This is a genomic window from Bacillus sp. cl96 (assembly GCF_900100505.1).
Classification (GTDB): Bacteria; Bacillota; Bacilli; order Bacillales; family Bacillaceae_G; genus Bacillus_A; species Bacillus_A cereus.
The window spans coordinates 33,990-49,799 of record NZ_FNDM01000010.1 but is presented as its reverse complement, the minus strand read 5'-3'; the positions used below and the strand labels follow the sequence as shown (position 1 = coordinate 49,799).

Genomic DNA, 15,810 nt, shown 5'->3' with positions numbered 1-15,810 from the left:
TCTCTGATAAGGGGATTTCTCTTTCATAATTATAATGTCATTGTGATAAACGCTTCGCGTAAGCAAATTTTCCTTTTTTAAAAGTGAATGACGCTTTCTTCTCTTGCTGTTTTCACATAGTAAGACTACAAACTCGGGATCCAGTTTAAACGATGAAGTTACTTAGAATTTGTCCTCTCATGAAAAGCAATTTTCAGCAAGCCCCTTCACTTTTATACATTATAATTTAGGAGCTTTCGCCCAATCCGCAGCAAACTTCTCAATACCTTGATCTGTTAATGGGTGCATAGCAAGTTGCTCGATTACTTTATAAGGGATTGTTGCAATGTGAGCACCTGCCATCGCTACACGAGTTACATGATCTGGATGTCTGACAGAAGCCGCAATAATTTGTGTATCTAATTGATGAACATCGAATAATTCAGCAATTTTAGCAACTAATAGTACACCATCTTCAGAAATATCATCTAAGCGTCCTAAAAATGGAGAAACATACGTTGCACCTGCTCGAGCAGCTAAAAGTGCTTGGTTCACAGTGAAAATAAGTGTAACGTTCGTTTTCACACCTTTTTCAGTAAGATAGCGACAAGCTTCTAATCCTGCTAGCGTCATTGGAAGTTTTATCGTGACGTTTTTATCGCCACCGTTAATTTTAATTAATTCTTCTGCTTGAGCAATCATTTCTTCAGCTGTAACAGCATCTGGCGTTACTTCTGCCGAAACAGACTCAACTTTAGGTACTGCCTGACAAATTTCTGCGATACGGTCTTCAAACTTAACGCCCTCTTTTGCTACTAAAGAAGGATTCGTTGTAACACCAGCTAAAACTCCAAGTTTATATGCTTTTTTTATGTCCTCAAGATTTGCAGTATCAATAAAAAATTTCATGATCAATTCCCTCCAGTTTTTAAACGTTGATGAGTTACATGTTTAATATGCTTATCCCGTAAAAGCCCGATTGATGTGGAATAAAGCCCCTACTTATTAAAGTTTCACTTTATTTCTTTTCTACTGCATGTCCGCCAAATTCATTGCGCAGAGCTGCTACAACTTTTCCTGTAAATGTATCATTGTCTAATGAGCGGTAGCGCATTAATAGAGACATTGCGATAACAGGAGTTGCTGTTTGAAGGTCTAATGCTGTTTCTACTGTCCATTTTCCTTCACCAGAAGAATGCATAACACCCTTAATTTCATCGAGTTTTGCATCTTTAGAAAATGCATTTTCTGTTAATTCCATTAACCAAGAACGAATGACTGAACCGTTGTTCCATACTCTTGATACTTTTTCATAATCGTAGTCAAATTCACTTTTCTCTAGAATCTCAAATCCTTCACCAATAGCAGCCATCATACCGTATTCAATTCCGTTATGAACCATTTTTAAGAAGTGACCACTACCAGCTTTTCCAGCATATAAGAATCCATTTTCTACAGCAGTATCGCGGAAGATAGGTTCAACGATGTCCCAAGCTTCTTGATCTCCTCCGATCATGTAACAAGCACCATTACGAGCGCCTTCCATTCCACCAGAAGTTCCTGCATCCATAAAGTGAATGCCATCTTCCTTTAATTGCTCATATCGGCGGATAGACTCTTTATAATGTGAATTACCAGCTTCAATTAGAATATCTCCTTTTGATAAAAGTGGTGTAACCTCATCAATAACAGAATCAACAACAGCGTGTGGTACCATTACCCAAAGAATTCTTGGTGATTGTAATGACTGAACAAGTTCACTTAAACTAGATGTACCCGTTGCCCCATACTCTTTCATTTCTTCTACTGCGCTCGTATTTAAATCAAATGCTACTACTTCATGTTTATGATCCATTAAATTTTTCCCTAAATTTAATCCCATTTTACCTAACCCAATTAATCCTACTTGCATAATATAATTCCTCCTCAAATCATCTTTTATTAAAAATTCATATCACTACAATCTGGAATACCTTTCAGCACTGAAATGTTAGTATGTACAGAAAGGTATTCACAGTCATAGCTTAAGAATTCAACACATTTTTTGTAATTTGAACAACATTTTCTGTCGTAAATCCAAATAGATTCATGACTTCAGCTCCAGTTCCTGAAGCTCCAAATGTTTCAATTGATAGTACTTTTCCTTCTTGTCCTACATAACGTTCCCAACCTAGAGATACACCCATTTCAAGAGATACTCGTTTCGTTATAGAAGACGGAAGAACGGATTCTTTATATTCGTTCGATTGGCGATCGAATAACTCCCAGCTCGGCATTGCAACGATGCGAACAGAAACTTGATCTTCTTCTAATTTTGCTTTCGCACTAGTAGCTAAGGATACTTCAGAACCTGTCGCAATTAAAATTACATCCGGATTTTCATTCGTTTGTGTTAATACGTAAGCTCCTTTAGAGAGATTCTCTATGTTCGCTTTCGTTTCATTAAACACCGGTAAATTTTGACGGCTCAATACTAAAACGACTGGACCATCCGTTTGCTGTAAAGCATACGCCCAAGCACTTGCTGTTTCATTTGCATCTGACGGACGGATAACTGTTAGACCAGGAATTGCTCGAAGCGCTGCCAATTGTTCAATTGGTTCATGCGTTGGACCATCTTCTCCTACAGCAATCGAATCATGTGTAAATACGTAAGTAACAGGTAAATTTTGCAGTGCAGCCAGTCGAATCGATGGACGAAGGTAATCATTAAATACAAAGAATGTACTTACGAAAGGTTTTACTCCTCCATGGAGAGCCAGTCCATTTGCTGCCGCGCCCATTGCATGTTCACGTACACCGAAGTATATATTTCGTCCAGCATACGATTCTACCGCGTACACAGCTTCACCTTTTATATCTGTCATAGTGGAATGAGAAAGATCTGCACTTCCACCGAAAATAGAAGGAATCGATTTCACATAATGATTAATAGCTTCCCCACTTGCAACACGAGTGGAAATCGTTTTTTCAATATCAAAGGATAGAATGTCTTTCGCTTCAATTAAAACATCACCTGTAATCGCTTTTTCTAATTCATCTGCTAGTGCAGGGTTCGACTCTCTGTATGAATTGAACTGCTCATTCCAGTCATTTTCTTTTTCAATACCTTTTTGTTTCAGTTCATTAAAATGAGCTTTTACTTCTTCAGGTACAAAGAAATCTTCCTCATAACCCCAACCATACACTTGTTTTGTCGCTGTTGCCTCTTCTACTCCAAGCGGATTACCATGTGCTTTGTTCGTTCCAGCAACTTTTGGACTTCCATAACCTATAATGGTTCTAATTTCTATAAGAGTAGGTTGATCCGTATTTTCTTTCGCTGATTGAATAGCTTTTGTAATAGCATCGACATCGTTTCCATCTTCAACTCTTACATATTGCCAATGTACAGATTCTGCCCTTTTCTCAATATCTTCAGAGAAAGCAATGCCTAATTCACCATCAAGTGAAATTTCATTTGAATCATACAGTACAATTAACTTGCCAAGTTTCATATGTCCTGCCATTGACATCGCTTCATAAGCGACACCCTCCATTAAGTCACCATCTCCGACTAAAGCATACGTATTGTGATCTATAATAGAGTGACCATCCTTATTGAACTTCGCTGCTAAATGAGCTTCTGCCATTGCCATTCCGACAGCATTAGCAATCCCTTGTCCTAACGGGCCTGTCGTCGCTTCAACTCCAGGAGTATGACCAAACTCAGGATGTCCTGGTGTTTTACTATTTAACTTTCTGAAGTTTTTCAAGTCATCAATTGAAACGTCATATCCAGCTAAATGAAGTAGGCTATATAACAGACTAGATCCATGTCCCGCCGATAAAACGAAACGATCACGGTTAAACCATTCTGGGTGATTAGGATTGTAATTTAAATGATTCGCCCATAATGCATAAGCCATTGGTGCTGCTCCCATCGGAAGACCTGGATGACCTGAGTTTGCCGCATTAATAGCATCAATTGATAATGTACGAATTGTATTCACTGCTAATTGATTTATGTTTTGTGTCATAGTAATCGTCCCCCTACATGCTTTCATGAAAGAAAGTACTTATTTTTCCGTCTCTTGATCTAACCACCATTTAAATCCACTTTCTTGCAATAATTCATTAGACGCATCTGGACCATATGAACCAGACTCATATTCATGAAGTGGTAATAAGTTCTCCTCGAATGCTTCAAGAATTGGTTGTACCCATTCCCATGACAATTCAACTTCTCTCCAATGTGCAAAGAATGTAGCGTCTCCACTCACCGCATCATGAATGAGTCTTTCATACGCTTCAGGTACTCCCACATCCGCTTGCTCACAAGTAAAGTTAATACGCATCGGTTCAATTTCTCCATTTTTCAATGGATTTTTACTATTTAACTGTAATGAAACGTTCTCACCTGGACTAATTTCAATTATTAATAAGTTAGGTGCTGCATTTGGATTACTATCTTGATATTGCTGTTTTAACGTATTTTTAAATTCGATTACAATACGAGTAGACTTTTCTTTCATTCGTTTACCTGTTCGTATATAAAATGGAACGCCAGTCCAAAATGGATTATCGATCCACAGGCGAGCAGCAACAAATGTGTCTATGTTAGAAGAAGGATTTACTCCTGGCTCCTCTTTATACGCTACAACTTGTCCGCCTTTTATTTCTCCTGAAACGTATTGACCGCGAACGATATGGTTTTGAACGTCTTCTTTTTTCACTTTACGAAGCGTCTCCATTACCTTTCGCTTTTCCTCTCGAATTTCACATGCATTAACCTTTTCCGGCAGATTCATAGCAGTCATCATTAATATTTGTAACATATGATTTTGAACCATATCTCGAATGGCTCCTGCCTGGTCATAATATCCTGCCCTTTCTTCAACCCCAACTGTTTCACTAGCTGTGATTTGTACATTCGCTATATGTTCTTTATTCCAAATCGACTGGAGAACAGGATTTGCAAATTCTAGCGCTTCAAGGTTTTGAATCATCGGTTTACCTAAATAATGATCAATACGGTATATCTCGTCTTCTTCAAACGTGCGACTAAGCTTATCATTCAGCTCACGAGCAGATGCAAGGTCGTGCCCAAACGGTTTCTCAATCATCAGGCGTTTCCATCCATCTGTTTTATCAAGTCCGCTTTCCTTAATATTTAAAGCAATCGTCTCGAAAAATTCAGGAGCAACTGAAAGATAGAACATTCTATTACCTTTTATATGTAGTTCTTCTTCCCTTTCACGAACGACTTGTAATAATCTCTCATAGTCTTCCGGCTTACTCACATCTAATGGACAATAGCGAAAGTTATCTAAAAAAACTTCGAGTTCTGGAGTACCTTCTTCTCTATGACGGGAAAACGTCTCTATTGATTCTTTTATTCTTTCTTGAAAATCCACATGAGATACTTGACGTCTCCCAAGCCCGATAACGGATATTTGCTTTGGAAGCTTTTGATCTCTATATAAGTTATATAGTGCGGGGTAAATTTTGCGTTTCGCTAAGTCCCCTGTCGCTCCAAATAAAACAAAGGTCATTGATTCCAATTTCAGTCCCCCTCTTGTTGTATAATCCTTGTCAATATTTTAAAAATGAATTGTACAGAAGCCCCTGTTTTTATAAAAAAAAACAAAGAGTTATCAAATTCCAATTCCTTTTATACCTTTCGCTTTCTAATTGTCCCCAATATTAATAGTGGCAATTCAAAGCACTTCTACCACAGATTACTTATTTATCGAACTCAACAAACAAATGTATATTCGATTACTTTTAGTAATTAAATAATCTTATGTCTAGTATATTAACCATATAAATTATTATCGTCAATAAAAATGTCTTGCATTACATACTATTTATTTCGTAATGCTTTTCTAAGTGTATTCCTAATTACCATTCATTTTCAAAGATAATGATTGATATAAAAAATGTCAGTTTCATCAAAATCTTCAATCATTTTTCCTTTAAACTCACGAGCAGACGTTACATGATAACCAAAAGGCTTCTCTATAATAAGACGGTTCAATCCTTTTGTAGCCCACAATCCACTTTCCTTAATATTTAAAGCAATGACATCAAATACTTCTGGTATAACAGATAGGTAAAACATGCGGTTTTCAGGAATGTTTAATTCTGTTTCACGCCTCTTTACAAGACGCAACAAATCTTGATAGTCCTCTATATTCGCTGTATTTAATTGACAATAACGAAATGTACTAATAAATTCTTCTACTCCTGATTCGTCATCAGTAGATATTCTAGAAAATGTAGCAAGGGATTGTTCTACCTTTGTTTGAAATTCCATATCTGACATTAGCCTTCTGCCAATACCGATAATCGAAAGAGATTGTGCTATATTTTGATTACTAAATAGGTCATATAAAGCAGGATAAATTTTGCGTTTCGCTAAATCCCCTGTCGCTCCAAATAAAAGAAATGTCATTGAATCCATTTGTTCTCTCCCTTTTAAAACAATTGCTAGAATAGAATATATAAGTTCATTCGCTACTTAGCACAATACTGTCTCTAAAACCTCATACTTTACCAATGTTTCTTCAATACAATTTTCCCAAGAGCACGCTCTGACTCACTTATGTGGTGTGCTTTTTTTACACCTTCTACATGTAAAGGCAACACATGCGTGGCAACAGGTTTAATCTTCCCGCTCTCAATTAATTCTGTAATAAGAGAAAGTTCATATCCGTTAGGTTCAGTAAATATATGGTCACTCTCAATATTTTTCTCTCTTGATATCTCGGTTTGCGGAATTTCCATACCTTTCGGACCATAAATAGACGCTAACTTTCCATTTGGTGCAAGTACTTAATAACTATTCTTTAGTACATCCCCACCTAACACATCAAATACAATATTGTAATTATGCAAAAGCAAAGAAAAGTCTTCCGTTTTGTAATCGACGACAGTATCAGCGCCTAGATCCTTTACAAATTGCATGTTTTTCGTACTAGTCGTAGTTGCAACATGTGCACCGAAACTTTTCGCTAGCTGAATAGCAAACGTACCAATCCCGCCAGATCCAGCATGAATTAAAACCTTATTACCTTTTTGAACATTTGCGAACTTCACTAAGCTTTGCCAACTTGTCAAACCTACTAGAGGGATTGATGCCGCTTCTTCAAAAGATAGATTTCTCGGTTTTTTCGCCACATATTTTTCATCTACAGCCACGTACTCTGCGTACGTGCCGTTTCGTTCAATATCTGGACGACTATATACTTCATCCCCCACTTTACATACTGTTACGTTTTTTCCTATAGCAGCAACTACACCTGCAACATCCCATCCTAAAACGAGCGGGAAGTCATAAGAAATTACGTCTTGAAGTAAACCCTCACGTATTTTCCAATCCACAGGATTTACACCAGCTGCATATACTTCAATCAGTACATCGTTGTCTTCCAATAGCGGTGTCTGCATTTCAATCTCTTGTAGTACACTTTTATCTCCATATTGCATAAGTCCTATTGCTTTCATTCTTTTCACTCCTTTACAAGGCTGGGAAATGCGGTAGCACTTCTTCTCCTAGCTCATCCAATACTTCGTCAGCTGGACGTTGACCATCAAATAGAGCAAGGAATAAATGATTCACACCAATACTTTTATATATATCAAGTAATTCAATTAGTGCCTTACGCCCTGTACGGTAACCTAAACGTATCGGTGTAGGACGTTCATTTGGATCTTCAGATAAATCTAAATGCATCGGTTGGATAAATGGTTTGAATACAGCTGGATGATAATCCTCTACTAGTTCTCTCCATTGTCCAATTGCTCCCGCCTGATGCACCGGACTACGTGGATAATACATCCATCCATCTCCATGTTCAGCAAACCATTCCATATTTTGCTGACTAAAACCTGTAATAAAGGTTGGAACACGTTTAGACGGTTTTGGAACTAAATTCGCACCATGAACTTCTCCTAGTGTCGACTGGATAGACGGGAAGTTTTTATACAAAATTTCTTCCAAGTAAGCAAATGCTTCTCTAAACTTTTCACCTCGTGTTTCATGACTAACACCTAACGCTTTGAAATCGGCACGTCTGTCACCGGATGAAACGCCAAGCATAATTCTTTCTGGAAATAGTTGATCTAATGTAGCAATTTCTTTTGCTACACGCAATGGATGACGAAGTGACAACACTGTTGCCGACGTTCCAAATGCGATTTTCTCTGTCTTGCTTGCTAAATACGTCAAATAAATCATCATATCGTAAATTTGACCTGTTGCAGGATCACCAAAATCAGGGTCTTGCAGCAATACATCGCGAAGCCATACACCTGTAAAACCGTATTGTTCCGCTTTTTGTACTAACTCTACTTGTTTTTCCATCGTTGGAGCATGAAACTGATAATTTTCAATCGGAATGTGAACTCCTAACGTAAGTTGATCTTTCGCAAACATACGATTATATCCAAAATGATTCGCAAACTTTTCCATGTGTTTCACTCACTTTCCTTTATTCATATAAATCTATACTTTTCATATTTCTTCTCAAAATTCATAAGCAATACTGTAGCACCACATTGTTGCCGATTGTCATCGTTATAACTTTCTTTGTGCTACGAGTGTTATTATAAATCGGTCATAACATGAATAACAGTACGTACTTTAAAGTGATGTAGGCACTTTAAAGTACCTATACTAAGTGAGTAGTAATAAACATAATGAATAAATCGTGCTGCAAAAATAACATCTATCCTTTCTTCAAAAAACTTTACAGTTGCTTTTGCAAGTACGTTACATGATCCCACGTACTTTCCTCTTCTTTATATAAAATGCTCAATATCCAAATTCAAAATATTATACTTATTTTTCGTACTTTGCTATGCTATAAGCACAAACAGGAGGTATAAACAATGAAAGCACAAATTATCCATTCTTTTGGGGATTCATCTGTATTTCAATTAGAAGAGGTTTCAAAACCGAAACTTTTACCAGGTCATGTTCTAATCCATGTAAAAGCAACAAGTGTAAATCCAATCGATACAAAAATGCGTAGTGGTGCCGTTTCAGCAGTCGCTTCTGAGTTTCCAGCTATATTACATGGAGATGTATCCGGTATTGTTATTGAAGTAGGAGAAGGTGTTTCGAAATTCAAAGCTGGCGATGAAGTATACGGGTGTGCCGGAGGTTTTAAAGAAACTGGTGGTGCACTTGCAGAGTTTATGCTTGCTGATGCACGACTGATTGCTCACAAACCTAAAAACCTAACAATGGAAGAAGCTGCTGCTCTACCATTGGTTGCAATTACAGCTTGGGAATCTTTATTTGATCGTGCAAATATTAAATCAGGTCAAAATGTGCTCATTCATGGAGCTACTGGTGGCGTAGGACACGTAGCCATTCAATTAGCTAAATGGGCTGGTGCTAAAGTTTTTACAACTGCTTCTCAGCAGAACAAAATGGAAATAGCCCATCGTCTAGGAGCCGACATAGCTATTAACTATAAAGAAGAATCTGTTCAAGAATATGTGCAAAAACATACGAATGGCAACGGATTTGAAGTTATATTTGATACAGTAGGTGGCAAGAATCTCGATAACTCTTTCGAAGCTGCTGCAGTCAACGGAACTGTCGTAACAATTGCAGCTCGTTCAACCCATGACCTCTCTCCTTTACACGCAAAAGGACTCTCTCTGCACGTTACTTTTATGGCGTTAAAAATATTACATACAGATAAACGTGACGCTTGCGGGGAAATTTTAACTAAACTAACGCAAATAGTAGAAGAGGGACACCTTCGACCATTACTAGATTCGAAAACTTTTACGTTTGATGAAGTTGCACAAGCACATGAATATTTGGAATCAAATAAAGCAATTGGGAAAATAGTGTTGAAAAACGTTTGGTAACTTTCACTAAATAATACAAATAACAGCGGGATTGCTTCGTCTTATCTTTTTCTTAAGAAATGCCACAACGCTAAAAGCTTTCCATCCTTTACAACAAGTAAAAAAGAACAGCCGAATTTTTCTTATAGTAGAAAATCCGGCTGTTTTCTTATCACAATTTGCTTTTTGTATATTTCTATTAATGAGTAAAATACAACTTATTTGTCTTACCATCTTTACTTTCTACAGAATACTATGTTGTTTTTAATTTATTAAAATACACTACGTACTAATCCCCCGTCTATTCGCAACGCGGAACCATTAATCGCTGAAGAAAGTGGGCTGCTTAAGAAAGTGACAAGATTGGCAATTTCTTCTGGACGAATAAGTCTTTGAATAATAGAGGTTGGTCGATTCTCTTTCATAAATCGCTTCTCAGCTTCTTCTATTGTCAATTGCTCATTAGGATAAAGACTATTTAACATAGTCTCCACTCCTTCCGTTAAAGTCGAACCAGGCATGATAGTATTAACAGTCACATTCGTTCCTGTCGTCAGCTCAGCTAAACTGCGAGAAAGTGAAAGTTGCATCGTTTTAGTCGCACTATAGTGAGCCATTTCTTGAGATGGCATAATAGCTGCTTCGCTAGCAATAAAGATAACTCTTCCTTCTTTTCTTTCAATCATTTTTTTCAAGTACGAGCGAGTAAGTCGAACACCACTCATAATATTGACTTCAAACAATTTAAACCAATCTTCATCAGGGATATCAAAATATTCTACAGGTTCAAAAATTCCTAAGTTGTTAATAAGAATGTCTACTTCAGGGTACTTTTCAATCACGTTTTGGCACCCTTGTTCTGTTCCTAAATCAGCTACTACAGGTTGAAGGATAGCCTCCGGATACTGCGCTCGAATTTCGTTTATCGTTTGATTAACATTTTCTTCACGGCGTCCATTAATAAGTACAGTAGCTCCTTCCGCTACTAATGAAGTGGCAATTGCTTTTCCAATGCCTGCCGTAGATCCAGTAACCAGTGCTGTTTTCCCTTTTAATTGCATATGCATATAGATCCCTCCAAATTCATGTGCTACATGATTGACTTACGTTGGAATAAATAATTACGTTTATATTGTGGTTCACTTCTCTTATCTTTAACAGAAAATAAGCAGATCCACCCTTTTTTCGAAAGAGTATAAACGAAAATTATGTAGCTATTGCACTCTGTACTGAATTAAAAATCGAAATTATCATCATTTAGATCTACTCGATAATTCTGATTCTAACCATTGTCATGTTAAAAAATCACATCAACAGCAGAGTAAAGCTAAAACCAACCAGTAAATACCATTATGATCTATATTAACTAGAAAGAAAATTACGCACTTTAAAGTTCCATAGGAACAAAAAAGTGCCCTATATACTATAATTTCTAACTTTTTATATTTACTAACGTAGTATCCTTTTCTATCATAAAAAAGAGTGTAAAATTACACATTCTTACATACAGTTATAGGATTATTTTTTATCCTAATTAACTAAAAACCATATAACATAAAGTGAAACTTTAATCAGCCCGACCCCCACCTAACTTCTTTTCTTCCGCTGAATTTTAGGGCGGGGTCTTACTGCCCGGCAAATAGCGGGATAACATTCAAAAAAACCTTGCAGAAAAATTCTACAAGGTTTTTGCCTATACACACAAATTAATCACTATATTAAAATAAAAGGGTTTATAATTCATCGCAATATTATTAAATATAAGCTGCTTTAAAGGCTTGTTGGACAGCTTGTACTTCTAATGAGTCTTTACCATATAAGTTCGTTGCTACACGAATACAAGCTTCTTTTAATTCTTTAAAGTTAGAAGTCATATTTAATTCATCCGTATTTGCATAATAGAAAATATCAAACATTTTATCTTCTCCAATGCCATGTACGTTTACTCCATTATGGTTTCCACCACTAGCAATCAAGTAAGCTACTTTATTAATAATGCTAGAGTTCGTGTGTACACCACCATGATCGTGGTCAGCATCAATAGGTAAGTTATTATAATGTCTATAGTCCTCCGGATATCTAGAAGAGATAGATGATGGGTTTTTCATATCTCTAAAAATACGACCTGATTGTTCTCCCATTGTCCAATTGAACTTTCCGTTATTAGCATACTTTTCAACTGCTACTCCTAAAATATCAGATAGAGCCTCATTAATTGCACCAGCTTCTCCTGCATACTCAAGTCCAGACTCATTTCTTGTAACCGCGTGTGTAAATTCATGTCCTGCCACATCAAATGCTCTAACAATTGGATCTCCGTATACTAGCATAGCTCCATTACTAAATGCATTAAACCACTGCTTAGGATTTCCTTTATTCGTACCATTTGTGTTCCAACCATGAACGACAGAAATTACTTTTTGTCCGTTATTATCAAAGCTGTTACGGCCATATTTTTCTTGATAAAAATCATATACTTTCGTTGCTAAATAATGAGCACTAACTGCTTTAGGATCAGTAAAATTTGTAGAATTACTTGTTACTAAATCATCGAGATAACCCCATACATTTCTTCTATAATTATTATAATCTTTATAATTAGCAGTATATGTTTCAATTCCCTTACCACGAGAATAATCTGCAAGCATGTACGTTCCATCACTTCGCTGCGTAATTCCAAACGTACGATTAATACCTAAGTCATCTTTTCCTGTACCTGTTAATCTTGAAGAATCTTGTGATTTATTTGCTGTCGCAGATTGGACAATACTACTATCTACTTGTATACCCAATTTTTGAACGAGTTCTTTTAATAGATTACCACCAAAAGCATCAATTAATACTGTACCAGATACATATTCAGGTGTAGATGCACTAAAAGTAATTTGATATGCGTTTGTAGCTTTATTTGTATTTTCATCTACATATACCACTTGTTTAATTTCTGGTTCTTCAATAAATGTGAGATTATTTCCATAGATGTTGAAAAGCTGTTTTTTTGCATCCTCTTCTGATAAAGTAATAGGTTGTTTCAAATCTTCCTGTTGTTGTAGATCTTGGGCACTATCCCCTGAAACGCTCGTAAGTACACCATCATCATTAATATGTGCTGTTAGTTGATATCCGTATACATCACGTCCTTCATACGTTTGTTGAAGACGTACCAATGTAGTACCATCATAAGATTTACGACTTTGCGTAACATTATAATTAACTTTGGATTCCGTATTAACTTGCTTTGATGATAATGCTTGTTCTGTTTTTCCTTTTAGTGCATCCTTTGCTACATTTTCTGCCGAATTTTGAGAAGGTGCTGTTAAATTACCTGTTCGGAACGTATCTTCCTTTGTTTCCACTTTTAAATCTTCTGTTTCCGCATGCACTCCTCCATAGGGCATAATCGCCGATAACACCACTCCTGTAGTTAAACCTACCTTTACGAAATTATTCATATTCTTACTCCTTTATAATCTTATTATTAAGTTAAATAAATGTTTTTTCAAAATTGGAAACATAGATATTTCAAACTATCTATGTTTATCTACTGTTTATGAATTGTGATTCCTCATAATATAGATAGATTGCGTCTTTACTTTTAGATTCATTTCATTCCTCAAAAATTACTCATTATATAAGCTATCTTTATATTTATTTATATACGTTATTTTTTGTGGTTCTGATAACATATTTATCGCCATCCACACATTCTTTTTCATTTCTAATTTTTGCATTGGTATCTCTTTTAAAACCGGATTACTTATAATTTCTTCCATTTCTTCATCAATTCTTTTCATAAGATTTTCTTCTGGATTATTTTTTAAATAAGTATTTTTCAGTCCCCATTTTGTCATTATAAATTCATTCGTTTTATTCATAGGATTAATAATAGTAGCTTTACTAGTTAATCGTTTTTTTATTTCATCATGATAGATTTTAATTTTATATCCTTCTTTTAGTGGAATAGTATCTTTTATAATCGTTACATTTGTCCCTTCCATTTCCTTCGTATAAATTTTTTCACCTTTCTCATTAAACACCTCTATTGATGCGTATTTTTCATCTGCATAATAGCTATGAGGCGTTTTAGTAGTAACCGTAAAAACAGCCCGCTTTTGCTCTAAGTCTGTATTTAATTCGGCAAACTGATCATCTCCTAATCCTAGGAATTGAATCGTTTCATTTACCAAATTGCTCACTTTCATTTCGTTAACATCAATCGTTAGACTATTATCCTTTTCCTTTACATAGGCATAATACGAACGGAAATGATACATTCTATCCATTTTCTCACCTGAAATTTCAACCGTATAAACCCCATTTGGTACGTCTTGTAAATTGATATCTGCTGTTTCAATTGTTTTTTCTTGAACAACTGTATTCCCTTCTTTTAATTTAATCTTTCTTCCTTTCAATGTATCTATTTCATTTGTATTTAAATGGATATGCAAATTCCCTTTTAACCCAAGTGAAGCAATTTGCTGATTCGTAACTATTTCAAAGTTAGAGTTTATCGGAATATCAGGATCAACTAGAGCTCTCGCCTTAGCTAATTGTGATTCAGGCACTATATACGCTAAAGAAGTCATTGCCGGATAACCTTTCGCCCTATTCATCTCTATTTGTTTATGATTAAGCTTAAAGCCCCATCTTTCAAAAACGGGTGTAAAATCAACTTGTACATTCTCGCTATAATACTGATTCATTAAATCCGGTAAAGAATAATCCCCCTTTTTGAAAGCAGCATTGCTAGCTAGTTTTCGATAACCTTGATACATTTTTGCAAAAGCTTCATCGCCAGCTTTTTGTTTCGCCATCGTTAAAAGAATAAGTTTTTGTCGTAAATCTAAGTCATCATAATTTTTATTTTCTTTCATTAAAGCATTATATAAATTCCGTTCTACTTGTTCCTTTTTCCCGAAATTAAACAACCAACCAACTTGATCTGCTTTTTTTCCATATTTACTATATTGATATTGAACACCGAATAGATTATTAGAAACTTCTCCTGTAAATATTCCTTGATTATCAAAACCAGCTTGGTATCCGTGAGCGATTTCATGTAAAGTTCCCCAACTCAGTTTATCTAACCACATCTTTGTACTATCTGAACTATTCGCTGTCCAATTTGCACCATAATAGGCACCGCCAGCACCGGATATATCTGCTTTTAAAAAATAACGATTTTGACTTTTTTTATTTTCAACCGCTGAACCATCTAAACCAATAATTGAATCATACATCGCAAAAATATTTTCATAATACGCAATTAACTCATCCAATGATTGAAAATCTTTTAAAGACCTTACTATTTCTTTATCTTTTTTAGGTATAAATAATTGAAAACTCTCCCCTTGAAGTAACGCATACTCTCCATCAAATTGATCCCATGTACTAAAAAATTGAGATACACTTCCTTGTTGTTTATAAATGGGAAGAGGTTTAGTAGCACTTTCATTCCCTACTTGGTACTCAAGTACAGCGTGCTCTTCACCATACGGAGTATCTATGAAAGGAACTAAAGGCGTATAACCTTGAATGGTAATCCATTCATTTCCTACTTGTATGGATTTTTCATTTTTAGAGTCATTAGACAATAAACGTAATGTTAATTTGTCTTTAAAATTAGGCTTCGTTTGTCTTACCTTTAATGGTGTATTTCTCTGCAAAATAAATCCTAAATCTTGTCGATCGTGATATTTACCCTTACTTATGCCCGCCTGAAATATCCAAGTAGGCTCTTCTAAACTAGTAATTTCTTTTACATTTGTTCGTTCATCAGCATGTAAGTGTATATTTCCTATGAGGAAAAACATTGTATACATGATGCCTATAACAAGTAGCCTTTTCATTTACATATCTCCTTTTCTATTTTTTATATACAAAATACAATAAAACCCTCCTTCTTTACTTATAACTGTCGTCAGTAAGTTACTTATTAGTGTAATTATTATAGTTACATTAGCTCATGATTATCAATCATTA

At 35.7% G+C, this 15,810-nt stretch carries 11 protein-coding genes and 1 pseudogene; 1 reads left to right on the top strand and 11 read right to left on the bottom strand.

The genetic code is table 11. The features are described from left to right. Positions 1-219: 219 nt before the first annotated feature. From fsa to BLT20_RS20455, 8 genes and pseudogenes are all read right to left on the bottom strand, one after another. The gene (gene fsa, locus BLT20_RS20490; protein ID WP_000667692.1) at positions 220-888 is read right to left on the bottom strand and encodes a fructose-6-phosphate aldolase; all 669 of its coding nucleotides are present in this window, start codon (positions 886-888) and stop codon (positions 220-222) included. A gap of 109 nt (positions 889-997) precedes the next feature. Further along, entirely contained in the window at positions 998-1,891 is an 894-nt protein-coding gene (gene gnd / locus BLT20_RS20485) for a phosphogluconate dehydrogenase (NAD(+)-dependent, decarboxylating) (RefSeq protein ID WP_001195924.1), read from the bottom strand. Between the two features lie 112 nt (positions 1,892-2,003). Then, positions 2,004-3,998: a transketolase gene (gene tkt, locus BLT20_RS20480; RefSeq protein ID WP_000193041.1), complete on the bottom strand. Its 1,995-nt coding sequence runs from the start codon at positions 3,996-3,998 to the stop codon at positions 2,004-2,006. A gap of 39 nt (positions 3,999-4,037) precedes the next feature. Then, a complete protein-coding gene (zwf, locus tag BLT20_RS20475; protein WP_000445365.1) occupies positions 4,038-5,522 on the bottom strand; it encodes a glucose-6-phosphate dehydrogenase in 1,485 nt (494 codons plus the stop codon). A 353-nt stretch (positions 5,523-5,875) separates the two neighbouring features. Continuing rightward, complete coding sequence (locus BLT20_RS20470; protein WP_000377924.1) at positions 5,876-6,424, bottom strand: glucose-6-phosphate dehydrogenase; 549 nt, start codon at positions 6,422-6,424, stop codon at positions 5,876-5,878. An 89-nt stretch (positions 6,425-6,513) separates the two neighbouring features. Further along, positions 6,514-7,467 (bottom strand): annotated as a pseudogene (locus BLT20_RS20465) (NADP-dependent oxidoreductase). A 13-nt stretch (positions 7,468-7,480) separates the two neighbouring features. Then, positions 7,481-8,434, bottom strand: a complete 954-nt coding sequence (locus BLT20_RS20460) for an LLM class oxidoreductase (protein WP_000410336.1) — start codon at positions 8,432-8,434, stop codon at positions 7,481-7,483. A gap of 134 nt (positions 8,435-8,568) precedes the next feature. After that, on the bottom strand, positions 8,569-8,748 hold the full coding sequence (locus BLT20_RS20455; protein WP_000534223.1) for a hypothetical protein: 180 nt from the start codon (positions 8,746-8,748) through the stop codon (positions 8,569-8,571). Between the two features lie 105 nt (positions 8,749-8,853). On the opposite strand from BLT20_RS20455, the gene BLT20_RS20450 reads away from it, so the two are divergent. Next, on the top strand, positions 8,854-9,849 hold the full coding sequence (locus BLT20_RS20450) for a zinc-dependent alcohol dehydrogenase family protein (RefSeq protein ID WP_000647261.1): 996 nt from the start codon (positions 8,854-8,856) through the stop codon (positions 9,847-9,849). Positions 9,850-10,100: 251 nt separating this feature from the next. Here BLT20_RS20450 and BLT20_RS20440 read toward each other — a convergent pair whose 3' ends face one another. The 3 genes from BLT20_RS20440 to BLT20_RS20430 form a co-directional block, all read right to left on the bottom strand. After that, entirely contained in the window at positions 10,101-10,895 is a 795-nt protein-coding gene (locus BLT20_RS20440; RefSeq protein ID WP_000551097.1) for an SDR family NAD(P)-dependent oxidoreductase, read from the bottom strand. 687 nt (positions 10,896-11,582) lie between these two features. Continuing rightward, the gene (locus BLT20_RS20435; RefSeq protein ID WP_001058949.1) at positions 11,583-13,280 is read right to left on the bottom strand and encodes a M4 family metallopeptidase; all 1,698 of its coding nucleotides are present in this window, start codon (positions 13,278-13,280) and stop codon (positions 11,583-11,585) included. A gap of 168 nt (positions 13,281-13,448) precedes the next feature. Next, positions 13,449-15,677, bottom strand: coding sequence for a putative mucin/carbohydrate-binding domain-containing protein (locus BLT20_RS20430; protein WP_061685146.1), 2,229 nt, complete (start codon positions 15,675-15,677; stop codon positions 13,449-13,451). Between the last annotated feature and the right edge of the window lie 133 nt (positions 15,678-15,810).